This is a genomic window from Pseudomonas sp. NFX224, assembly GCF_048565165.1.
Taxonomy (GTDB): domain Bacteria; phylum Pseudomonadota; class Gammaproteobacteria; order Pseudomonadales; family Pseudomonadaceae; genus Aquipseudomonas.
Genome location: NZ_CP183416.1, coordinates 3,502,739 through 3,526,002 on the forward strand (window position 1 = coordinate 3,502,739; position 23,264 = coordinate 3,526,002).

Annotated in this window: 20 protein-coding genes; 11 read left to right on the forward strand and 9 right to left on the reverse strand. The window is 59.3% G+C overall.

The window, feature by feature from the left end; all coding sequences use genetic code 11:
- Nucleotides 1-521: 521 nt before the first annotated feature.
- Nucleotides 522-1,625 (forward strand): GlxA family transcriptional regulator, encoded by a 1,104-nt coding sequence (locus ACNYC6_RS15815; protein ID WP_047534337.1) that lies wholly within the window; start codon nt 522-524, stop codon nt 1,623-1,625.
- Nucleotides 1,626-1,676: 51 nt separating this feature from the next.
- On the opposite strand, the gene ACNYC6_RS15820 is transcribed toward ACNYC6_RS15815, so the two are convergent.
- The 6 genes from ACNYC6_RS15820 to ACNYC6_RS15845 form a co-directional block, all read right to left on the reverse strand.
- Nucleotides 1,677-1,943: a hypothetical protein gene (locus ACNYC6_RS15820; protein ID WP_419708219.1), complete on the reverse strand. Its 267-nt coding sequence runs from the start codon at nt 1,941-1,943 to the stop codon at nt 1,677-1,679.
- Nucleotides 1,944-2,322: 379 nt separating this feature from the next.
- A complete protein-coding gene (locus tag ACNYC6_RS15825; RefSeq protein WP_419708220.1) occupies nt 2,323-3,486 on the reverse strand; it encodes a gamma-butyrobetaine dioxygenase in 1,164 nt (387 codons plus the stop codon).
- 13 nt (nt 3,487-3,499) lie between these two features.
- Complete coding sequence (locus ACNYC6_RS15830; RefSeq protein WP_419708221.1) at nt 3,500-3,976, reverse strand: thioesterase family protein; 477 nt, start codon at nt 3,974-3,976, stop codon at nt 3,500-3,502.
- A gap of 177 nt (nt 3,977-4,153) precedes the next feature.
- Nucleotides 4,154-5,119: an L-carnitine dehydrogenase gene (locus ACNYC6_RS15835; protein ID WP_419708222.1), complete on the reverse strand. Its 966-nt coding sequence runs from the start codon at nt 5,117-5,119 to the stop codon at nt 4,154-4,156.
- Between the two features lie 142 nt (nt 5,120-5,261).
- Nucleotides 5,262-6,149: a 3-keto-5-aminohexanoate cleavage protein gene (locus tag ACNYC6_RS15840; RefSeq protein WP_057712986.1), complete on the reverse strand. Its 888-nt coding sequence runs from the start codon at nt 6,147-6,149 to the stop codon at nt 5,262-5,264.
- Between the two features lie 85 nt (nt 6,150-6,234).
- Complete coding sequence (locus ACNYC6_RS15845) at nt 6,235-7,179, reverse strand: choline ABC transporter substrate-binding protein (RefSeq protein ID WP_419708223.1); 945 nt, start codon at nt 7,177-7,179, stop codon at nt 6,235-6,237.
- A gap of 211 nt (nt 7,180-7,390) precedes the next feature.
- Between ACNYC6_RS15845 and ACNYC6_RS15850 the strand changes: the two genes are divergently transcribed.
- Nucleotides 7,391-8,335, forward strand: a complete 945-nt coding sequence (locus tag ACNYC6_RS15850; RefSeq protein WP_419708224.1) for a GlxA family transcriptional regulator — start codon at nt 7,391-7,393, stop codon at nt 8,333-8,335.
- Between the two features lie 146 nt (nt 8,336-8,481).
- Here ACNYC6_RS15850 and ACNYC6_RS15855 read toward each other — a convergent pair whose 3' ends face one another.
- On the reverse strand, nt 8,482-8,898 hold the full coding sequence (locus tag ACNYC6_RS15855) for a DUF3010 family protein (RefSeq protein ID WP_419708225.1): 417 nt from the start codon (nt 8,896-8,898) through the stop codon (nt 8,482-8,484).
- Between the two features lie 61 nt (nt 8,899-8,959).
- Nucleotides 8,960-9,361, reverse strand: coding sequence for a lysozyme inhibitor LprI family protein (locus ACNYC6_RS15860; protein ID WP_419708226.1), 402 nt, complete (start codon nt 9,359-9,361; stop codon nt 8,960-8,962).
- Nucleotides 9,362-9,584: 223 nt separating this feature from the next.
- Between ACNYC6_RS15860 and ACNYC6_RS15865 the strand changes: the two genes are divergently transcribed.
- The 9 genes from ACNYC6_RS15865 (at nt 9,585) to ACNYC6_RS15905 (ending at nt 21,679) form a co-directional block, all read left to right on the forward strand.
- A complete protein-coding gene (locus ACNYC6_RS15865; protein WP_128874053.1) occupies nt 9,585-10,562 on the forward strand; it encodes a dipeptidase in 978 nt (325 codons plus the stop codon).
- Between the two features lie 78 nt (nt 10,563-10,640).
- Entirely contained in the window at nt 10,641-11,171 is a 531-nt protein-coding gene (locus ACNYC6_RS15870) for a DUF5943 domain-containing protein (RefSeq protein WP_419708227.1), read from the forward strand.
- Between the two features lie 15 nt (nt 11,172-11,186).
- Nucleotides 11,187-13,247, forward strand: coding sequence for a dimethylglycine demethylation protein DgcA (gene dgcA / locus ACNYC6_RS15875; protein WP_419708228.1), 2,061 nt, complete (start codon nt 11,187-11,189; stop codon nt 13,245-13,247).
- Between the two features lie 161 nt (nt 13,248-13,408).
- Entirely contained in the window at nt 13,409-15,355 is a 1,947-nt protein-coding gene (dgcB, locus tag ACNYC6_RS15880; protein ID WP_419708229.1) for a dimethylglycine demethylation protein DgcB, read from the forward strand.
- Entirely contained in the window at nt 15,355-16,575 is a 1,221-nt protein-coding gene (locus ACNYC6_RS15885; protein ID WP_419708230.1) for an electron transfer flavoprotein subunit alpha/FixB family protein, read from the forward strand. The genes dgcB and ACNYC6_RS15885 overlap by 1 nt, the downstream gene beginning before the upstream one ends.
- A gap of 15 nt (nt 16,576-16,590) precedes the next feature.
- Complete coding sequence (locus ACNYC6_RS15890) at nt 16,591-17,361, forward strand: electron transfer flavoprotein subunit beta (protein ID WP_419708231.1); 771 nt, start codon at nt 16,591-16,593, stop codon at nt 17,359-17,361.
- Nucleotides 17,362-17,472: 111 nt separating this feature from the next.
- A complete protein-coding gene (locus ACNYC6_RS15895) occupies nt 17,473-18,039 on the forward strand; it encodes an N-acetyltransferase family protein (RefSeq protein WP_419708232.1) in 567 nt (188 codons plus the stop codon).
- Nucleotides 18,040-18,185: 146 nt separating this feature from the next.
- Entirely contained in the window at nt 18,186-19,400 is a 1,215-nt protein-coding gene (locus ACNYC6_RS15900; protein WP_419708233.1) for a retropepsin-like aspartic protease, read from the forward strand.
- Nucleotides 19,401-20,197: 797 nt separating this feature from the next.
- A complete protein-coding gene (locus tag ACNYC6_RS15905; protein WP_419708234.1) occupies nt 20,198-21,679 on the forward strand; it encodes a hypothetical protein in 1,482 nt (493 codons plus the stop codon).
- A 228-nt stretch (nt 21,680-21,907) separates the two neighbouring features.
- On the opposite strand, the gene gbcA is transcribed toward ACNYC6_RS15905, so the two are convergent.
- Nucleotides 21,908-23,203 carry a glycine-betaine demethylase subunit GbcA gene (gene gbcA / locus ACNYC6_RS15910; RefSeq protein ID WP_419708235.1) on the reverse strand — a complete coding sequence of 432 codons (1,296 nt, stop codon included), beginning with the start codon at nt 23,201-23,203 and terminating at the stop codon, nt 21,908-21,910.
- Between the last annotated feature and the right edge of the window lie 61 nt (nt 23,204-23,264).

A 23,264-nucleotide genomic window follows, 5' to 3' on the forward strand; every position in this document is an offset into this window, starting at 1 on the left:
CCGAGGTGCCCTTATCGCCAGCAGGCTGGCTCCCACAGTAGATTTGTATCGACCACAAAATCTGTGGGAGCCAGCCTGCTGGCGATAAGGGCCAGAGCAGTCAAAACTGCGCGCTAAGTGAACATCCGATTTAAACCGCGCCACCTTTTGGCGCGTCGCTAACAGATAACTCGTCTCACCGGTGGTCGGCTCTCATCCAGGGGCCGACCGTCCGTCACCCGTGCCTGCGGTGACACTCTTCCCCGGCTGCTCGGAGCCCTGTTCCCACAAGTGCTACCGATTTGCTCACACCTGTTGGGGCAGGGCACTTGCCGCCGCTGATAGCACTTATAACCCCTACTCAGTGCGCGTCTTATATAGACACGCCGCGACGTCGTTTTCAGGAGTTATTGAATGCCCATTCAACTTTAGGCATGGCAATTGCTCTGTCATTACAAAGCCCGTCTCCCACGCGAGAACGATGGCAATAACAAGAGCCTCCGCCTGAGGCCATCACCCGCTTTGTGTGAGGAGATACCGCGATGACGTCGTTCAACTCCGGGGCCCAACCCCAGAACCGTGCGCCTCAATCCATCGGCTTTCTGCTGCTGGACAATTTCACGCTGATTTCCCTGGCTTCGGCAGTGGAACCGCTACGCATGGCTAACCAGTTGTCCGGCCGCGAGCTGTATCGCTGGACCACCCTCACCGTCGATGGCGGTCAAGTCTGGGCCAGTGACGGTCTGCAGATCACCCCTGACGCCTCCATGCACAAAGCACCACCCCTGGACACCGTGATCGTCTGCGGCGGCATCGGCATTCAACGCACGGTTACCCGAGAACACGTGTCATGGCTGCAAAGCCAGGCGCGTCAGTCCCGTCGCCTCGGCGCGGTCTGCACCGGCAGCTGGGCCCTGGCCTGTGCCGGCTTGCTGGACGGTTTCGATTGCAGCGTGCACTGGGAATGTCTGGCGGCGATGCAGGAAGCGTTTCCGCGGGTGGCCATGAGCACGCGCCTGTTCACCCTCGACCGTAACCGTTTCACCAGCTCCGGTGGCACCGCGCCGCTGGACATGATGCTGCACCTGATCAGCCGCGATCACGGCCGTGAACTGTCCGCCGCAATCTCGGAGATGTTCGTCTACGAGCGCATCCGCAACGAGCAGGATCACCAGCGCGTGCCGCTCAAGCACATGCTCGGCACCAACCAGCCGAAATTGCAGGAAATCGTTGCGCTGATGGAAGCCAACCTGGAAGAGCCGATCGACCTCGACGAACTGGCGGTGTATGTCGCCGTGTCCCGTCGTCAGCTGGAGCGGCTGTTCCAGAAATACCTGCACTGCTCGCCGTCGCGTTACTACCTGAAGCTGCGGCTGATCCGTGCGCGGCAGTTGCTCAAGCAAACGCCGATGTCGATCATCGAAGTGGCGTCGGTGTGTGGCTTCGTGTCCACGCCGCACTTCTCCAAGTGCTACCGCGAATACTTCGGCATCCCACCGCGTGACGAGCGTGTAGGGTCCAATACCACCCAGCAAGTGGCGATGATGCCGCTGCCGCAGGCCTTGGTGCTGTCGCCGTTGTCCGGGCCGTTGTCGGCGCTGAGTCAGGCGCGCAATGAGTCGACGTTCGCTAGCGTAAGGCTTTAAACCGAGGCGTCATTAAAAGATCGCTGCCGAAGGCGGCGATCTTTTGATTTTTTATCGGCCGGTATGGCTTTGCTGGTAGTCCGACAGCGCCGGCAGCAACTGCCTGTCGATGGCCTGGCGCACGGCCGGCAGGATCGTCGCGCTGCTGGTGTACATCTCCTTGACCATCTTGCGCAGTTCATACGCCCGGGTATCGTCCAGGCCCCTTACGGCGCACTCGCACGCCTGCTCGGCGGTCGCGCCACTGGGCACTTGAAACCCCAATGCCTTGAGCTGGCCCAACAGGTCTTCCTGGTCTATCAAATCGACGTGCATCATGACGCAATCCTTCTTCAGGGAACGGTGTCGTGGTTCGATTCTGGTGGGGGGGGCGGGTGTCGGCAAGGGCGATTTGTCGCAATGGCAGCATTGGCTATGAACAGGTCGTTTTCGGGCAACTTACCAGCCAAAGGAGGGGGCACACTGGACTCAGCTCGCTTCACGAAGGTTTGGTCACCCTCGCACGGCAGCTCCTCAACAGTACCCTCTGCCTCGATCCTGTCACGGCTTGATCGGGGCCTTTTTTTGGCTGGGAAACCAGGAAGTATGAGGTGTCTTGACTGACGCCATCGCGAGCAGGCTCGCTCCCACATTTGATCTGCGTCGTGCACAAATTCCCTGTGGGAGCTGGCTTGCCAGCGATGAACGATGACGCGGTCTAGCGTTGCAACACGAGAATCCGCGACAGCAACTCATCCCGGTCGACATAGCAACCCTGGAAATGCCGCGCCCCGGTGGCAGGGTCGAACGCATTGCGGGCGTGCAGGGTGCGGCGGTTGTCGAAGCACCACAGCTCACCCGGATTGAGCCGCTTCATCAACCTGAAGCGGGGTTCGCGAGTCATCGCAATGAAGCGACGGTAAGCGCGATAAAGCTTGGGCATCTGCTCCACCGACGCATCGAACGGACCGCGCAGAAAGTTCGCCATGCGGATTTCCGACACTTGCCCCAAGGCATTCAGAGCGATGATCGGCGCCAGGCACCGGTAGTCGCTGTGGCGGTCCTTGTTGCGAAACTCTACGGGGATCTCGCAGAGGCTTTTGAAGGACTCCGGATCTTCCCCACGCAACGCCTCGGCAATTGCGAAACCGTCGACAAAAATACTCTCGCCACCCTCGGCGTCGCTCACCAGGCAATGCAGGAATTGCAGCCCCGGTTGCAACTCCCGAGTCGGCAGGTCGCTGTGCAATGGCAGGTTGAAAGCGGTGTAGGCGTTGCTGTCGGCATCGGCCTTGGATTGCACGTTGAACAGCACGCCGAAATTGCTCTCGCGGATGAAGGAAATCCGCTGGGCGATCAGCTTCAACGAGCCGGGTTCGGTGGGCACGCCACGGACCTGGGTCAAACCGGTATCGCGCACGGCCAGCAGCCATTGCAGCAAGGCGTCGTTGTCGTTCATCAGTGCGTGATATTCGAATACCGGCAACTGCAAATCGCTGTGCCAAAGCCTGGCCTTGGGTTTGCCTGCCTGACGTTCGGCGCGGGATTCGTCGTCATAGGCGTGGGCGCGCAGCCAACCGGGATCGAAGCGGCTGGCGTGGCCATCCTGCCAATCCACTGACAGGCAGCCTTCAGTGTCGATGTGTACGGCGTGAGGTAGCAGATCCTGAGCCACATCGACGATTTCCAGCACTTGCTCACGGGTCACGGTGTAAACGCACTGCGGGCACGGGCAATTGTCCCGCAGCCATTGATGGTGGAAAGGGCTGACGCGGTTGTCGGCCCACTTCACCAGAACACGGTCCGCCAGCGTCTGCACGCCAGTCAGCGCGCTGATTAACGGATAGGTACGAAAGTCGGCAAAAGCAGCGGCGGTGTTCATGGCGATCTCCTTATTATTTTTTTGTCGGTAATGCGATCACTCGGCCAATGTACTCGGGGGTTGGCAGGTCCGCCTGTTCGGCGACGATGGCTTGCAGCCGGGTCAGGGACAGTTCGCTGAACGGCATCGAACGCGGCCCGGCGAGGTCCACGTGCAGCAGCATCTGCTCGTTGCCGGCGAGCGCCTTGTCGTCACCGACCAGATGCAGGCTGTGATAGAGGTGCAGGCGTTTGCTGTCGTGGGCGATGATTTGGGTGTGCACCTCGACGTCGGCGTCGAGTTTCACTTCGTGCAGGTAGTTCAGGTGCAGTTCGAGGGTGAACAGCGAGTTGCCGCTGGCTTCGCGACTGTTGCTGTCCAGGCCCAGGCGATCCATCAGGGCATCGGTGGCGTAGCTGAAAATCAGCAGGTAGAAGGCGTCGCGCAGGTGGCCGTTGTAGTCGACCCAGTCGGGGATGATTTTGGTTTGGTAAGTGGTGAGGGTGGGCATGATGAAGGTCCGCAAATAGTGACTGGAGTACTCATTTGTGGTGAGAGAGCTTGCTCCCGCTGGATTGCAAAGCAGTCCCAAAACCTCGATATGCGTCTATCAGGCTGATCGCATTCGCCGGTTCGCGACCGCTTCGCGGCCGAACGGGAGCAAGCTCCCTCGCCACAAGGGGGGCGATTACTCGCTGAACGCCATCCCGTGCTTCTCTTTGGTGGTCTTCACGGCCTCAAGCACCGCCAGCAGGCAGTCATCACGATAGCGCTCCAGCGCCGAAATGCTGTGTTTGCCCAGTTGATCGCTGGTGCCATCCACCACATCGTCGATCAGTTTGTCGGTCAATTCCGGCGCCGGGAGGTAAGTCCAGGGCAACTGCAAGGCCGGGCCAAACTGCGCCATGAAGTGGCGCATACCAGCATCACCGCCGGCCAGAGTGTAGGTCAGGAATGTGCCCATGAACGACCAGCGCAGACCGGCGCCAAAACGGATCGCATCGTCGATTTCGCCCGTGGTGGCCACGCCGTCGTTGACCAGGTGCAGCGCCTCGCGCCACAGCGCTTCGAGCAAGCGGTCGGCGATGAAACCAGGCACTTCCTTGCGCACATGCAGCGGGCGCATACCGAGGGATTCGTAGACTTTCATCGCCGCTTGCACGGCTTCGGGTGCAGTGTTTTTACCGCCGACCACTTCCACCAAGGGCAGCAGGTAAACCGGGTTGAACGGGTGTCCGACCACGCAGCGTTCCGGGTGGGTCGAGCTCTCGTAGAACTCACTCGGCAACAGGCCGGACGTGCTGGAGCCGATCAGTGCATTGGGCTTGGCCGCCGCGCTGATTTTGCTGTGCAGTTCGAGTTTCAGCTCAAGGCGTTCCGGAGCGCTTTCCTGGATAAAGTCTGCATCGCGAACGCATTCTTCGATGGTGGCGACGAAGCGCAAACGGTCCTGTGAGGCGCCGGGTGCCAGGCCTTGTTTTTCCAGCGCGTCCCAGGCGTTGGCGACACGTTTGCGCAGCGCGGCTTCGGCACCGGGCGCCGGGTCCCAGGCCACCACGTCGAGGCCGTGGGCGAGGGCGCGGGACACCCAACCGCTGCCGATGACACCGCTGCCCAGCGCGGCGAAGGTTTTGATTTCGGTGATAAAGCTCATGGCGACTTCCTGAATTTGGCTCGGAAAAAACTGTGGGAGCGAGCCTGCTCGCGATGATGTCGGTACATCCGATGCATCATTTGCGACAGATAAACCGCTATCGCGAGCAGGCTCGCTCCCACAGGGGGAAAAGGTGGTGGAATCAACCGCGCTTGGTCAGGCCCATTTTTGCCCGACCTTCAGCCGGGGTCAGGACACGGGCTCCGAGGCGACTGAGGATTTCGCTGGCGCGTTCGACCAATTGGCCGTTGGTCGCCAGAACGCCCTTGTCCAGCCACAGGTTGTCTTCCAGCCCGACCCGCACGTTGCCCCCCAGCAGCACCGCTTGCGCGGCCATCGGCATCTGCATGCGGCCGATACCAAAGCCAGCCCAGACCGCATCGGCCGGCAGGTTGTCGACCATGGCTTTCATGGTGGTGGTATCCGCCGGGGCGCCCCACGGGATGCCCAGGCACAGTTGGAACAGCGGGTTGTCGAGCAGGCCTTCCTTGATCATCTGCTTGGCAAACCACAGGTGACCGGTGTCGAAGATTTCCAGCTCGGCTTTCACGCCAAGCTCTTGGATGCGTTTGGCGCCAGCCCGCAGCTGTGCCGGAGTGGACACGTAAATGGTGTCGCCGTCGCCGAAGTTCAGGGTGCCGCAATCGAGGGTGCAGATTTCCGGCAGCAGCTCTTCGACGTGGGCCAGACGGGTCAGCGGACCGACCAGGTCGGTGTTCGGACCGAACTCCATCGGGTTCTCACCGGCGCCGATTTCCAGATCGCCGCCCATGCCGGCGGTGAGGTTGACGATGATGTCGACGTCGGCCTCGCGGATGCGTTCCATCACTTCGCGGTACAGCGCCACGTCGCGGCTGAACTTGCCGGTTTGCGGGTCGCGAACGTGGCAGTGAACCACGGTGGCACCGGCCTTGGCGGCTTCCACGGCGGCAGCGGCGATTTGTTTCGGGGTGACCGGCACATGTGGGCTCTTGGCGGTCGTGTCGCCAGCACCGGTGAGTGCGCAGGTGATGATGACGTCGTGGTTCATGAGGTGGTTTCCTTCAGGCGTGGTGGTCCCGTTCGCAGCCCTGTCGGGCTGCGAATCGGTGGTTCGGTTCAGAAAAAAGAGCGGGTTACTTACTGGTCAGTTTCAGGTTTTCAGCAGCCGGTTTGCCGTCGAAAGTGGTCACACCTTCAAGCCAGCGCTGCTTGTCTTGCGGGTGATCCTTGAGCCATTGCTTGGCCGATTCGAAAGCGTCCTTGTGATCCAGCAGCGGCTGCATCATCCGGCTCTCGTCTTCGGCGGTGAACGTCAGGTTGCTCAGCAGGCGACCGATGTTCGGGCATTGATCGGCGTACTTCGGCGCGGTGACGGTCCAGACAGTCGCCATGCCTTCGTTCGGGCCGAGGGCGTCGTCGCTGCCGGTGAGGTAAGTCATCTGCACGTTGACGTTCATCGGGTGCGGTGCCCAGCCGAAGAACACCACGGCTTCCTTGCGACGCACTGCGCGATCGACGGCGGCGAGCATGCCGGCCTCGCTGGATTCGACCAGCTGGAACTTGCCGAGGCCGAACTGGTTCTTGGTGATCATCGCCTTGATCTGGGTGTTGGCGCCCGAGCCAGGCTCGATGCCGTAGATCTTGCCGCCCAGCTCTTTTTCGAACTTGGCGATGTCGGCGAAAGTCTTCAGGCCTTTGTCGGCGAGGTAGGTCGGCACGGCCAGCGTGGCGCGGGCATCTTTTAGGCTTGGTGCTTCAAGCACCTTGACCTGGTTGGCGTCGACGAACGGGGTAATGGTCTGCGTCATCAGCGGGTTCCAGTAACCCAGGAACAGGTCCAGGCGCTGATCGCGGATCCCGGCGAAGATGATTTGCTGGGATGCGCTGGTTTGTTTGGTGCTATATCCGAGGCCGTCGAGCAATACCTGGGTCATCGCGCTGGTAGCGATAACGTCGGTCCAGTTCACCACGCCCATGCGCACATTCTGGCAAGAGGCGGGTTCGGCGGCCATGACGTTGGCGCTCAGCAAAGCGGTACCACTGAGTGCAAGAACACAGCTGCTGATCAGTCGTTTCATTCTCAGGTTCCTCGGCAGTTTCATTATTGTGGGTCCGGTCATCTTTGTGCGCCGGTGATGCCAAGTTACGCAGCTAAGCGGCCATGAAAGCGCACTGCGGCGACCAGCTCTTGCACTGCAGCGACCTGACCTCTTGAATGCCTGTTGCAACTGGCGTATCAACGTCTTCACGCTGCCCGCCCTCTTGTTACCTGCTAAGCGAGTGCGCTCCATGTCCCAGGATTTCTATTTCTTGTTGATGCCGGGTTTCTCGGCCATTGGATTTATCTCGGCCATCGAGCCACTGCGGGTCGCCAATCGTTTTCGTGGCGAGTTGTATCGCTGGCATGTGCTGAGCGCCGATGGTGGGGCGGTACTGGCCAGCAACGGCATGTCGGTCAACGCCGATGCGGCGCTTGAGCCGCTGAAAAAAGGCGCGACGTTGTTGGTGGTCGCCGGTTTCGAGCCACTGAAGTTCGCCACCCCTGCACTGGAACACTGGTTGCGCCGACTGGACAACGAAGGCGTGACCCTCGGCGCCATCGACACCGGCAGTTTCGTCCTCGCCGAAGCGGGCCTGCTCGACGGTCATCGCCTGACCCTGCATTGGGAGGCTATCGATGCCTTCAAGGAGTCCTATCCGCAGCTCAGCGTCACCCAGGAACTGTTCGAGATCGACCGTCGGCGCATCACCTCCGCCGGTGGCACCGCGTCCATCGATTTGATGCTGGATCTGATCGCCCAGGCCCACGGGCCGGAGCTGGCGATCCAGGTCAGCGAGCAATTCGTGCTTGGCCGCATCCGCCCGCGCAAAGACCACCAGCGCATGGAAGTCGCCACGCGCTACGGCATCAGCAACAAGAAGCTGGTGCATGTGATCGGGGAAATGGAGCAGCACAGCGAGCCGCCGCTGAGCACGCTGGAACTGGCGGAATCGATCAAGGTGACGCGTCGGCAACTGGAGCGCCTGTTCCGGTTGCACCTGAACGACACACCGAGCAATTTCTATTTGCGATTAAGGCTGGAAAAGGCCCGGCAATTGCTGCGGCAGACCGACATGAGCGTGCTGGAAGTGAGCATTGCCTGCGGGTTTGAATCGCCGTCGTATTTCACTCGTAGCTATCGGGCGAAGTATGAGCGTTGTCCGAGAGAAGACCGGCGTACCGCAAAAGCATGAACACCCGAACACCCTGTGGGAGCCAGCCAGCCAGCCAGCCAGCCTGCTGGCGATAGCGGTGTGTCAGACACATAAATGTCGATTGATACACGGCCATCGCCAGCAGGCTGGCTCCCACAGTTGATTTGCTCTGTCAGGACGATCGGTTACTTCTTCAAAAGTGCCGAGCACGCCGCCTTGTACGCCTCATGCTGATACTTGTTCAGCGTCCCCGGCAGTTCGAAATTGTGCTTTTTAGCCTGGGCATTGATGGTCTGTGGCGACAGCAGGGCTACCTCGCAATTTTCCAGCAACTGGAGAACCCCTTCGATCTTGAAGGTAGTCGGCCCACCGGCGAACTCACCTTTCTTGCTGCGCTTCTTGATCGCGATGCGGTCGATGGAGTTTTCGCGGACAAACGAAGCGACCTGAGCGGCGAACACTTTGACGTTGGCCGCTTCGTCGTCATCGTCGAGGGCGATTTTCTTGGTGGCCAGGGCGACGTGACTCAAATTCGTACCGTCGAGAGACGCCACGGCGATGATCGCTTCGCTGCCTTTGATTTCGATGCCGCAGACTTTCATGTTGGATCCCTTAGCTGGCTGATGGCGTGCAGCTTACAGCTCAAGTTGGCTGACGATGGCATCAGTCCTGCCCAATCGACTCCAAAAACTCCGACCGCTCATCACTCATCCGCGCCACGCAATCGTTCTGCGCCATGGTGAACGCCTTGCTGCCGGTTGTCGCCGGGAAGGCTTCCACGGCGCAGTCGGCGTCGCGGGTTTTCAGCCATTGGGCTTGGGCGGCTTTGATTTTGGCGCTGATGTCGGCCAATTGCGTCGGGTTCTTGCCGTAGAGCGACTGCATGCGCTCGTTCAGGCTTTTGAGGTTTTCGCTCAGCAGGTCTTCGGCGGTGGTTTTGCTGAAGGCCGAGCATTCCAGGGTCTGGACGTCGTTTTCGACTTTGTCGCAGGGGTTGTCGTCGGACTCCTCCGCTGCGTGTACGCCGGTCGCAATCAGTGCCAAAGCCAGAAGGATGGATTTCATTCAGGTCGCCGCTCTATTCCAGTGATGGGGCGAATTCTGGCCCAACCGGACGGCCTTGAACAGGTCGCCAATAGTGCCTGGCGACGACCCTTTGTCGCGGATTGACGCTTTCGGCAATTCCCCTGTCGTTTTTGCACCCGGCTGCCCCTGCACCGAGGCATATGCTGGCCCCAAAGCGCCGGCAGACGATTCGGCGCATGAATCGCCAATAAGGGGACGCCTGATGAGCCCAGCCGAATTACACGCCGACAGCATCGTTATCGACGGTCTGATCATTGCCAAATGGAACCGCGAGCTGTTCGAAGACATGCGCAAGGGCGGTTTGACTGCAGCCAACTGCACCGTGTCGGTGTGGGAGGGCTTTCAGGCCACCGTCAATAACATCGCCGCCAGCCAGAAGCTGATCCGCGAGAACAGCGACCTGGTGATTCCGGTACGCACCACCGCCGACATCCGTAAAGCCAAGGAACAGGGCAAGACCGGCATTCTCTTCGGCTTTCAGAATGCCCACGCCTTTGAAGACCAGATCGGCTATGTCGAAGTCTTCAAGCAGCTTGGCGTCGGTATCGTGCAGATGTGCTACAACACCCAGAACCTGGTCGGCACCGGGTGCTACGAGCGTGACGGCGGCCTGTCGGGCTTCGGTCGCGAAATCGTTGCCGAGATGAACCGCGTTGGCGTGATGTGCGACCTGTCTCACGTCGGCTCCAAGACTTCCGAAGAAGTCATCCTCGAATCGAAAAAACCGGTCTGCTACTCCCACTGCCTGCCATCGGGCCTGAAAATTCACCCGCGCAACAAATCCGATGAAGAACTGAAATTCATCGCCGACCACGGTGGTTTCGTCGGCGTGACCATGTTCGCGCCGTTCCTGGCCAAGGGCATCGATTCGACCATCGACGACTACGCCGAAGCCATCGAATACACCATGAACATCGTCGGCGAAGACGCCATCGGCATCGGCACCGACTTCACCCAGGGTCACGGTCAGGACTTCTTCGAATACCTGACCCACGACAAGGGCTACGCCCGCCGCCTGACCAGCTTCGGCAAGATCATCAACCCGCTGGGCATCCGCACCGTCGGCGAGTTCCCGAACCTGACCGAAACCTTGCTCAAGCGCGGCCATTCCGAACGCGTGGTGCGCAAGATCATGGGCGAGAACTGGGTAAGCGTCCTCAAAGACGTCTGGGGCGAATAAGCCGCCGCACTTCTGAATCCTTTCCTGCGGCCGTCCGCGCCGCAGGCAACACAACGAATTTTCTGGAGTTAAGTTTCCATGGCCAAGATCGCCCCGCAATTGCCTATCGAAGTCGACAGCGAAACCGGTGTCTGGACCTCCGACGCCCTGCCGATGCTGTACGTACCGCGCCATTTCTTCGTCAACAATCACATGGGCATCGAGGAAGTGCTGGGTGCCGACGCCTACGCCGAGATCCTCTACAAGGCCGGCTACAAGTCCGCCTGGCACTGGTGTGAAAAAGAAGCTGAATGCCACGGCCTGGAAGGCGTCGCGGTGTTCGAGCACTACATGAAGCGCCTGTCGCAGCGCGGCTGGGGCCTGTTCAATATCCAGGACATCGACCTCGACAAAGGCACCGCCAGCGTCAAGCTCGAACACTCGGCGTTCGTCTACGTGTACGGCAAGGTCGGGCGCAAGGTCGACTACATGTTCACCGGCTGGTTTGCCGGTGCGATGGATCAGATCCTCGCCGCTCGCGGCAGCCAGATCCGCACCGTGGCCGAGCAAGTCTACGGTGGCTCCGAAGAGGGCCACGAAGACGGCTTGTTCATCGTCAAGCCGTTGTAAGTCGAGGAACCCGCCATGGCTTTCGAAGCAATGTTCCAGCCGATCCAGATCGGCAAACTGACCATCCGCAACCGCGTGCTCAGCACCGCGCACGCCGAGGTCTATGCGACCGACGGCGGCATGACCACCGACCGGTACGTCAAGTATTACGAAGAGAAGGCCAAGGGCGGGATCGGCCTGGCGATCTGCGGCGGTTCGTCCGTCGTGGCGATCGACAGCCCGCAGGAGTGGTGGAGCTCGGTGAACTTGTCCACCGACCGCATCATCCCGCATTTCCAGAATCTGGCCGACGCCATGCACAAGCACGGCGCCAAGATCATGATCCAGATTACCCACATGGGCCGTCGCTCGCGTTGGGACGGTTTCAACTGGCCGACCCTGATGTCGCCATCAGGCGTTCGCGAGCCGGTGCACCGTGCGACCTGTAAAACCATCGAGCCGGAAGAAATCTGGCGGGTGATCGGCAACTACGCGCAAGCCGCGCGCCGTGCCAAGGCCGGTGGCCTGGATGGCGTGGAACTGTCGGCGGTGCACCAGCACATGATCGACCAGTTCTGGAGCCCGCGGGTCAACAAGCGTACCGACGAATGGGGCGGCAGCTTTGAGGGCCGCATGAAGTTCGGCCTGGAAGTCTTGAAGGCCGTGCGCGCCGAAGTCGGTGACGACTTCTGCGTGGGCATGCGTATCTGTGGTGACGAGTTCCACCCGGATGGTCTGTCCCACGAGGACATGAAGCAGATCGCCAAGTATTACGACGACACCGGCATGCTTGATTTCATTGGTGTCGTGGGCTCGGGTTGCGACACTCACAACACCCTGGCCAACGTGATCCCCAACATGAGTTACCCGCCGGAGCCGTTCCTGCACCTGGCCGCCGGTATCAAGGAAGTGGTCAAGGTTCCGGTGCTGCACGCACAGAACATCAAGGACCCGAACCAGGCCACCCGTATTCTGGAAGGCGGTTACGTCGACATGGTCGGCATGACCCGCGCGCACATTGCCGACCCGCACCTGATCGCCAAGATCAAGATGGGCCAGATCGACCAGATCAAGCAGTGCGTCGGCGCCAACTACTGCATCGACCGTCAGTATCAAGGCCTGGATGTGTTGTGCATCCAGAACGCGGCGACCTCCCGTGAATACATGGGCCTGCCGCACATCATCGAGAAAACCACTGGTGTGAAACGCAAAGTGGTGGTGGTCGGCGCCGGTCCTGCGGGGATGGAAGCCGCTCGCGTTGCCGCCGAACGTGGTCACGACGTAACGCTGTTCGAGAAGAAAGAATTCATCGGCGGGCAAATCACTACAGCGTCGAAAGCGCCGCAACGGGATCAGATCGCCGGTATCACCCGCTGGTATCAGCTGGAACTGGCGCGGCTGAAAGTCGACCTGCGCCTGGGCACCGCGGCGGATGCGCCGACCATCATGGACCTGCGTCCGGACGTGGTGGTGCTGGCCGTCGGCGGTCATCCGTTCATCGAACAGAACGAACACTGGGGCGCGGCTGAAGGCCTGGTGGTCAGCAGCTGGGACGTGCTCGACGGCAAGGTGGCGCCGGGCAAGAACGTGCTGGTGTACGACACCATCTGCGAATTCACCGGCATGTCGACCGCCGACTTCATTGCGGACAAGGGCAGCCAGGTCGAGATCGTCACCGACGACATCAAGCCGGGCGTCGCCATCGGTGGTACGTCGTTCCCGACTTACTACCGCAGCATGTACCCGAAAGAAGTGATCATGACCGGCGACATGATGCTGGAGAAGGTCTACCGCGAAGGCGACAAGCTGGTGGCGGTGCTGGAAAACGAATACACCGGCGCCAAAGAGGAGCGGGTGGTGGACCAGGTGGTGATCGAGAACGGCGTGCGTCCGGACGAGGAGATCTACTACGCGATGAAGGAAGGCTCGCGCAACAAGGGCCAGATCGACGTCGAAGCCTTGTTCGCGATCAAGCCGCAGCCTTGCCTGGAGCAGAGCGGCGACGGCTACTTGTTGTTCCGCATCGGCGACTGCGTGGCCCAGCGGAACGTGCATGCGGCGATCTATGACGCGCTGCGGTTGTGCAAAGACTTCTAAAGGCTTGCACATGACCCTGTGGGAGGGGGCTTGCTCGCGAATGCATTCTGTCAGTCACACATGAATTGACTGACCCATCGCTTTCGCGAGCAAGCCCGCTCCCACAGGAACCGAGTAAGGCATCTCGACCTGCAAGACCCGAGGTCTTGGGAGCAACACCTATGTTGAACACCCTTCTTCCAATCCTGTTGTTCGCAGCCCTGGGCCTTGGCGTCCTTGGCGCGTTGCGGCGGGTAGCCATGTGGCGCCGGGGCCGGGCCTCGAAGGTCGACCTGATCGGCGGCTTGTTCGCCATGCCCAAGCGTTACATGGTCGACCTGCACCACGTGGTGGCGCGGGACAAATACATCGCCAACACCCACGTTGCCACGGCTGGCGGCGCGGTGGCGTCCATCGTGCTGGCGATTCTGGTGCACGGTTTCGGTTTGCATAACCGCATCCTCGGTTATGCACTGTTGCTGATGTCGGCGGTGATGTTTGTCGGCGCGATCTTCGTTTACCTGCGCCGACGTAACCCGCCTTCACGGCTGTCGAAAGGCCCGTGGATGCGCCTGCCGAAAAGCCTGTTGGCGTTCTCGGCGTCGTTCTTCCTGTTGACCCTGCCGGTGGCCGGGATCCTCCCGGAAAACTTCGGCGGCTGGCTGTTGGCGGCGATTCTCGGGGTTGGCGTGTTGTGGGGCGTGTCGGAATTGTTCTTCGGCATGACCTGGGGCGGGCCGATGAAGCACGCCTTCGCCGGTGCGTTGCACCTGGCTTGGCACCGCCGCGCCGAACGCTTCGGTGGCGGTCGTTCCACGGGCCTCAAGCCTCTGGACTTGAACGACCCGACCGCGCCGCTGGGTGTGGAAAAACCCAAGGATTTCACCTGGAACCAGTTGCTCGGCTTCGACGCCTGCGTGCAGTGCGGTAAATGCGAAGCCGCGTGCCCGGCGTTCGCCGCCGGCCAGCCGCTGAACCCGAAAAAACTGATTCAGGACATGGTCGTCGGCCTGGCCGGTGGCACTGACGCCAAGTTCGCCGGCAGCCCGTATCCTGGCAAACCGATTGGCGAACACGCCGGCAATCCGCATCAACCGATCGTCAACGGTCTGGTCGACGCCGAAACCCTGTGGTCGTGCACCACTTGCCGCGCCTGTGTCGAGGAATGCCCGATGATGATCGAGCACGTCGATGCCATCGTCGACATGCGTCGCCACCTGACCCTGGAAAAAGGCGCAACCCCGAACAAGGGCGCGGAAGTCCTGGAAAACCTGATCGCCACTGACAACCCGGGCGGCTTTGCTCCAGGCGGACGGATGAACTGGGCGGCGGACTTGAACCTCAATCTGATGAGCGAGAAGAAAACCACTGACGTGCTGTTCTGGGTTGGCGACGGTGCCTTCGACATGCGCAACCAGCGCACCTTGCGCGCATTCGTCAAAGTGCTGAAAGCAGCGAAAATCGACTTCGCCGTGCTCGGCCTCGAAGAGCGTGACAGCGGTGACGTGGCCCGACGCCTGGGTGACGAAGCGACCTTCCAGTTGCTGGCCAAGCGCAACATCCAGACCCTGGCCAAATACAGCTTCAACCGCATCGTCACTTGCGATCCGCACAGCTTCCACGTGCTGAAAAACGAATATGGTGCCTTCGACGGCAACTACCTCGTGCAGCACCACAGCACCTACATGGCGGAAATCATCGATGCTGGCGCGCTGAACCTCGGTCAGCATAAAGGCGACAGCGTGACCTATCACGACCCGTGCTACCTCGGCCGCTACAACGGCGAATACGAGGCACCGCGTCAGGTCCTGCGTGCGCTGGGGATTGAAGTCAAAGAGATGCAACGTTCCGGTTTCCGCTCGCGCTGCTGCGGCGGTGGTGGCGGCGCACCGATCACCGACATACCGGGCAAGCAGCGGATTCCCGACATGCGCATGGAAGACATCCGCGAGACGGGCGCCGAGCTGGTGGCCGTGGGTTGCCCGCAGTGCACGGCGATGCTCGAAGGCGTGGTCGAACCGCGGCCGCTGATCAAGGACATCGCCGAACTGGTGGCCGACGCATTGCTTGAAGACGAAGCATCCAAGCCGTCGACACCGGCCAAACGTGAACCTGCGGAGGTGCATTGATGAGCGACATTATCCGCCGCGACCCCCGTGCCGAATGGATCGCCCGTAATCGTCTGCACCCGTTGCACGCGGCCATGCAACCGGCGCAGCACAGCTGGATGGGGCCAAACGGCGTCATCCGCAAGAACCTGCACGGCATCGGTTTTATCGGCCCCAACGGCATCAAGCGCATTGACCGCAGCGGCGCTCAGCAGGGCGGGACAGCCAAGCGTTCCGCCGCCGTTGAGGTGCAATTGCCGTTGCATCAAGTGCCAGCACCGGCGTTCTACATTTGCGTGGTGCCGGACATGGTCGGTGGCCGCTTGGGCAGCCACGATCGCGACCTGCTGGGCCTGGCTCATCAACTGGCCGGCAAGGACGGTGCGGTGCTGGCCGTGGTCTTCGGTGAACACAAGGAAAGTGCATTCGCCACCGCCGGCGTCGATCGCTTACTGGTGCTCGAAGGCGAAGAATTCAGCGGTTATGCACCCGAGCAACGTGTCCAGGGCCTTCGGGCTGTGGATAACCAGTTCAACCCGCGTCACTGGCTGTTGCCGGACAGCCGCAGCGGTGGCGGCGAATTGGGTCGGCGCTTCGCTGCGGCACTGGGCGAACGCCCGGCCACGCGGGTCTGGCAGGTCAAGGATCAGGAATGCATCGGTCGCGCTGGCGCCGGTCTGCAGGATTTGGCTCGCCCGGTGGCGCGCTTGATTCTGGCCGCCGTCGAATGTGCCGAACCGGTCAGCGAAACCCGTCACGAAGCGTTGCCGGTGGAGTTATCCACAACCGTCGCGCGCAGTCTCTCGCGCATCGAGGATCTGGGCGCGGTGGCGGTGGACCCGGCGGCGATTCCGATGGCCGAAGCCGAGTTCATCTTCTCCGGCGGCAACGGGGTCAAGGACTGGGATTTGTTCCACCAGACGGCTGCGGCCCTCGGCGCCACCGAAGGTGCGTCGCGGGTGGCGGTGGACGATGGTTTCATGGCTCGCGACCGTCAGGTCGGTGCATCGGGGACTTGGGTCACCGCACGGGTCTACGTGGCGGTGGGGATTTCCGGGGCGATCCAGCACCTGCAAGGCATCGGTGCCTGCGACAAGGTGCTGGCGATCAACCTCGATCCTGGCTGCGACATGATCAAACGTGCCGACCTGTCGGTGATCGGCGAGAGCGCTGAGATTCTTCGAGCCTTGATCGCGGCGGTAGAGGCTTACCGCAACGACGCCAAGCGCGATGCGGCTTAAGGGAAGGAAAGGGTTATGAGCACGAAAATCATCAGCCTGGTGTCCATCGGCGCCCACCCGACTTCCGGTCGGCCACGTCGCGCGGAGCAGGATGCGCGGGCGGTGGAACTGGGTCTGCAACTGGCTGGGGATCACTTGCAGGTGCTGCATGCTGGCGACGTCGCCGAGCCGGCACTGCGTGCCTATTTGGGCATGGGGCTTGAACAACTTCACGTGCTGGAGCAACCGCAAGGCGCCGACGCGCTGCCGGCGTTGACCGCGTATTTGCGAGATGCCGGAGCACAAGTGGTGCTGACCGGCAGTCAGGCGGAAACCGGTGAAGGCTCGGGCATGTTGCCGTTTCTGCTGGCGGAAAACCTCGGTTGGCCGCTGGTGGTGGGGCTGGCGCAGGTCGAATCCATCGACGGTGGTTCGGCGCTGGTGCTGCAAGCCTTGCCCCGTGGCCAGCGGCGTCGTTTGAAAGTGCGGCTGCCGTTTCTGGCGACTGTGGATAACGCCGCGCCGAAGCCTCGGCAGAGTGCCTACGGTCCGGCCCGACGCGGGGTGTTGCAGGCTGATGATGTGGAAGTCATCGACGATGAGCTGTTGGCGGTGGCGACCTTGCAACCCGCCAAGCCACGACCGAAACGTTTGAAGGTGATCAAGGCCAAGAGCGGCGCCGATCGCATGAAAGCCGCAACGGCGAAAGCCAGTGGCGGAGGCGGACAGGTGCTCAAGGGCGTCACGGCGCAAGCCGGGGCGGAGGCGATTCTCAAGTTGTTGATTGAAGAAGGCGTTGTCCGTTAGGTCGGCGCCGTAACCCGCAACAAGCGGACATATAACCGTGCCCACGGTGCGTTGTCCTGCCCCAGGCGCTCAGGTTAAAACGGCGCCTCATGCACCCAGGAGTTCAATTAAATGGACGTTGTGTTTCGTTCAGCTGTGCGCACCGATGCGCGTGAAATTGCCCGTTTGTTCCAGATCTCGTCAGAGGGCGCTTCGGATTACATCTGGAGCCAGTTGGCCGAACCCGGTCAGGACCTGCTGGAGGTCGGCGCGATTCGATACGCCCGTGACGACGTCGATTTCTCTTACCAGAATTGCCTGATCGCCGAGTCCGAAGGCGAGGTCATCGGCATGCTGCACAGCTACATGATGCGCCACGATCCTGAGGCCGTGCCAACCACCGACCCGGTGCTGGCGCCGTACGCCGACATGGAAGTCCCCGACACGCTCTACATTTCCAGCCTTGCCCTGCACGAGGGCTGGCGCAACCGCGGCCTTGGCGTGCAATTTCTCGCCCATGCCCAGGAACGCGCCAACCATCTGGGACTCAAGGGCTTGAGCCTGATCGACTATGCGGCCAACACCGGCGCCCGACGTTTTTATGAACGGCACGGCTTCGCAATCATCAAGACCTGCCAGGTCGCACCTCATCCAATGATCCGCGTCACCGGTGACGCCTATCTTATGCACAGGCCCTGATCCCGCTTCAGGAACTGCAAACACAACGTTATCCACAATCTCTCGGCTCGCCTGCCGGTGAGCTACAGTTTTCTGTGCGCTGTTTAAGGGTGCAGCACGGTTCCGGGATCTCAGACATTCAGCGCTTGATCATAAAACTCCGGTTTATGAATGGGTTGAATATGAAGGCTGTCTGTCGGTCTTTGATGCTCTTTGCAAGCGCCATGTGCGTGTCTTCGGGATTGATGTCAGCCTCCCGGACGGAAGCGCCTGAGCAGGATTTTGATCGGTGGCTGGTGTCAGAGGCAGGGCAGAAAGCCTCGTTGGCACAGATACGCCAACGCTGTGAGCAAGTACAGGACGCGGGCAACAACCTCAATTGCTCCGTGTCGGTTGTTACCCGGATGTTCGAACTCAAAGCGGCCAATCAGCTTCCGGACTACTTCGTGGCAACCCAGCGCAAACACGCTCGGGCAATCCAAGCCAATACCGAGTTGAAACTGCTGTTTTCCATGTTCGGCAGCGAATCGCTGTCGACGCTGAGAACGACCGGCGATTTCTCGGTGAAAAAAAACCGGCAGCGTGAAGTGCTGACGATTCATCCGTATTCCAGCGAACATTTCGTCTCCGACGAGGTGCTGCCGTTCATCGACGTTAAATCGGCAAACGGCCACTCGGTACGATTCATTGTCGATACCGGTGCCCCGCAAACCCGCATCAATTACGCCACTGCCAAGCTGTTGGGGATCAGGTTACTGACCGACTCCCACTACGCCTACAGCACGTTTTATGGCGAGCGCGACCTGTCCGCCAAACTTGGCGTCCTTGACTCCTTGAGCATCGGCGCAAGTGAGTTCAGGAACGTCCTGGTGTTTGTCAGTGATCGCGACAACTTGCTGGGGCTCGATCTGATCAGCAAGCTCGGGCCGCTGAAAATCACCCGCAAGACCCTGGAACTCAACCCCGCGCGTGCCGTGCGATGCGATTCGCCGATTACCTATACCCGCCTGGACATCAATCAACGGCTGACGATCCCCGCGAGGCTGGACAACCGGGCCACGTTCGCGATTGTCGATACCGGCAATGTCGATTACCTGACCTCGGCTGCGCCGGGTGCTCAGGTCAATGTCGTCACGTCGATGACCCCTGGCAACTCACCGGCCAACGCTGGCAATCAGCATTACCAGACCTTCAAAGGCGTGTTGAAGTTGCCGGGCAACACCTTGGCGCTTACCTACAAGTATTACCCGGGGTTCACCATTCCTCCGTCCATGTTGCTTGGGCAATACGTGCCATCGATCTTGCTGGGGTGGCGTGCGTTCGACGACTTCGAGTTGAATCTGGATATCGAGGCGGGGCGGTCGTGTTTTAACAAGGTTTGACCCGGTTTACCCACAATCCCTGTTGGCGCTTCTGTGGATAACATGTTTGCCCCTTGCTGCAGCCCATGTGAATCGGGGGGGGCAGCCGCTAGATCAAAAAATAATCAGCTTAACTTCCGGTTTTACAAAGCTTTTTCCAGAGAATTAGTCCACACAGGGATCAAGAGTTGCCCCCAATCTCTGTTGGTGCTTCTGTGGATAAGATGTTTGCTGTCGTCTACAGGCCAGAAAGGGCAAGGGTTACACGTGGTTGGTCAATAAATAACCAAACCATCACTTTTACCTGTCATTGATCGCTTGAAGCCTGGAAATAGGCACCTTTCCGGTGGTTTTCCACAGTCATCTCGGTTTGTGTGCAAGTTGCCCACAAAGTCTGTTGGTGCTTCTGTGGATAAGGTGTTCGCTATCCGCTGTAGGGCACGTAAATCCTGAGTTGTGAGTGCTAGATCAAAATATGACCAGCGGTTGGACACATACAATTTTTTGGATAAGCCATGGTTTTTATTCAGTTTCTGCGAAAAAACGCCCGCGCTTTGCCGCAGTTGTCCCCATTGACTGTGCATGGGCTGTGGACAACCTCTCAGAAAGACGGGGTGGTGTGTTTTGAAAGCTTGAAATTTCGTTGGGGTATGGAAGGTGTTAAGGCGCTTTAAGTTTTCGGTTGGGGCTGTTTGTAGTGCTCTAGTTAATGTAATTCCGTGCAATAAGCTCCTCTATGGATCTGTCATTTCTACTAGGTTTTCAATGTGTTTTTGTGCGTTATGTTAGCGGTTCATAAACGGAAAGGAAGTTTGATTGTGAATGGCGATATAGAGGCGGAAGTGGTCGAGCTCGGCGTAATGCCGACTTATAGTTTGAATAGCTGGATGAAAGACCTTCATCCTTTGATTAAGTCATTAAAGCTTGGGAAGCTGAGTTTGGCGGGAGCACACAATGCGGGAATGGATAAAAAAGCAAGTTACTCGAATTCTTATATTACATGTCAGGATGATAGTTTTCATTATCAATTGAATTCTGGCGTGAGGGCACTTGATATAAGGCTGCGGTGGTTTCATGGCTACGGCGCCGACAACGTCAACAGAGGTTTGATTTGTGATCATGACCTGACGTCAGGTAGGACATTCGCAAACCTGCTTAATGATGTAGACCGTTTCCATGAGGCCAATCCAGGCGAAATTATTATTCTCGCTTTTCATCAAATTGAGCCGAATTCAAGCAACAATCCAGTTCCTTATGCTGCCATTCATGCGCACTTTATGCGGCACTACACCGGTAAAATGTTGCCTCGTTCTGCAGTCGCACTTACGCTCGAACAAATTAAAGTCCAATACCCTGGTCCACGTTTTATTGTTGCGGTGCCCAGTGAAGTATGTGGAGACAGTCGTGACAATACCTATTTTTGGAATAAAATCCAGCACAAGTGGGCGGGAAGTGGGTTGGTAAGTTCTGAAAGGCTGTTCAGTTTCATTGGTGGTGTAATGATGGCTCCGCCTGTTTCAGATGTGCCTTGGTCACTATCTGCAACTACCTACGGCATCCTTGGTCCGGGTGATATTGTCGATCAATTACGCAATCGCTTTCCAGCGGGTGGTGACTGGCAGCGTAAAAGTAGCATCATCAATTTTGATTGGTGCGCACGTTCGGGTGCGGCGATGATTCGGCAATGTATTGAAAGTAATGTGTTTAAAACAAATTTGTTGGCGATTACAAGTCCTTTAGCGGGAGCGACCTATTTTAACGGAGCCTCTTCCGTGAAGGGGGCGGGGATGCCAGGGGCAACAATTACGCTGTACGACACGGGTGCAGGCTGGTATGACGCAGGGCGGGTGAGCGCTGAAGGCGTTTGGGAAGCAAGACTTGATTTGCATCCGGTAAGTAACCATCCCTTGAAGGCCAGGCAGAAGTTCAATGGTGTGGAATCTGACTGGTCAGAGGCCGTAATTTTTAATGTCGTGTCGCATATCCCGGTGCCTAAGGTCCTTATGCCAGTCCACGGATTAGAGGTGAGGGATGTCAGACCGTTGATCTTTGGGGATAATGGAGTGCCGGGAGCAACGGTTCGCTTTTATGAGGCAGGATCGGGTGTTGTTCTCTATGGCACTGCCGTCGTTGGACTGGATGGAAAATGGGGCAGTGAGACAACTGTAGCATTGCCGGCAGGACAGTTTTCGTTAACGTGTGATCAGTTTGGTAGTGGATGGCAGTCCGATTATTCGGTGGTAACTAAATTTACGGTTAATCCTCCACGCCCTCAAATTAACGTTGCTGTTGAGCTTTGACTCGATGGCGGTAAATTATAAGACTGACGTCAGTCGGGGGGCATCCAGTTGTTGTTAAGCATGTTATTCGAATGGCAAGCATGAAGGGAGCACTTCACTGCATGGCACTCGGTTCAAGTATTTTGTGAAGGTATATGTTCTATTGGATGAGGCGTGGTTGATAAGTTATCCACAGACGCGTCTGCATCACCGTCGCTGAGACCTGAGAAGGTCTCAGCGAACTTTGACTTAACCGCTAACCGGAACACCCTTGAGATACGGCGCAGGCTCGGCCCCCAGATTGCTCAGCAAACGCTCGCTGTACCAATCCACAAAATTCACCACACCGAACTCATAGGTCTTGGAGTAAGGCCCTGGTTGGTAGGCGGTGGAGTTGATCCCGCGCTGGTTCTCTTCGGCCAGGCGACGGTCCTGGTCGTTGGTGGCGTCCCACACCTGGCGCATGCGGTCGACGTCGTAGTCCACGCCTTCGACAGCGTCCTTGTGCACGATCCACTTGGTGGTGACCATGGTTTCCTGGGCGCTGATCGGCCACACGGTGAACACGATGATGTGGTCGCCCATGCAGTGGTTCCAGGAGTGCGGCAGGTGCAGGATGCGCATCGAGCCCAGGTCCGGGTTCTTGATGCGGCCCATGAGTTTCTGGCAGCCCTGTTTGCCGTCCAGGGTCATCGACACGGTGCCCTTGAGCAGCGGCATGCGCACGATGCGGTTACGCAGGCCAAAGCTGGCGTGGGCGTAAGGAATCTTCTCGGCTTCCCACGCAGCGGCGGAAGCGGCGACGTGGTCCTTGAACGCCTGGTCGGCGCGCGGGTCGGTGACGTCGTCCCACTCCAGCAGGGTTTTCAGCAGTTCCGGGTGCGACGCGTTGCAGTGGTAGCACTCGCGGTTGTTTTCCAGCACCAGTTTCCAGTTGGCCTTTTCCATCAAGGTGGTGGTGATCGCCACCTTGGTGTTTTCCATGTCGTACGGTTCCATGTAATGGCTGAGCGTCGACAGGAAGTCATCGATGGCCGGCGGATTCTCCGCCAGGCTGATGAAAATGTAGCCGCCGGCGGTCTTCACGTTTACCGGTTTGAGGCCGTACTGCTTCATGTCGAAGTCGGCGCCCATTTCAGTGCCGGCGAACAGCAGGCGACCGTCGAGCTCGTAAGTCCACTGGTGGTAATGGCAGACCAGTTTGGCAACCTTGCCTTTTTCACTGGTGCACAGGCGCGAGCCACGGTGGCGGCAGACGTTGTGGAACGCATGCACCACACCTTCGGCGCCGCGAATCACGATGATCGGGTTCTTGCCCACTTGCAGGGTCAGGTAGTTGCCCTTGGTTGGGATTTCGCAGGTCATGCCGGCGATCAACCACTCTTTCTGAAAGATTTCCTGCATGTCGATATCAAACAGGCGCTCGTCCGAGTAAAACGGCTGCGGCAGCGAGAACGTACGCTCGCGCTCTTGCAGCATTTGCGCGGTGGCCTTGCGTGCGGGTTCCAGCGGATCGCCCAGGCTCAGGGTAGTAGTGACGTCCATCGTTTAATCCTCAAGGCCATTCTGTGTGGCCGGCGAAAGTGGCTAATCAGGTTTGCTACGC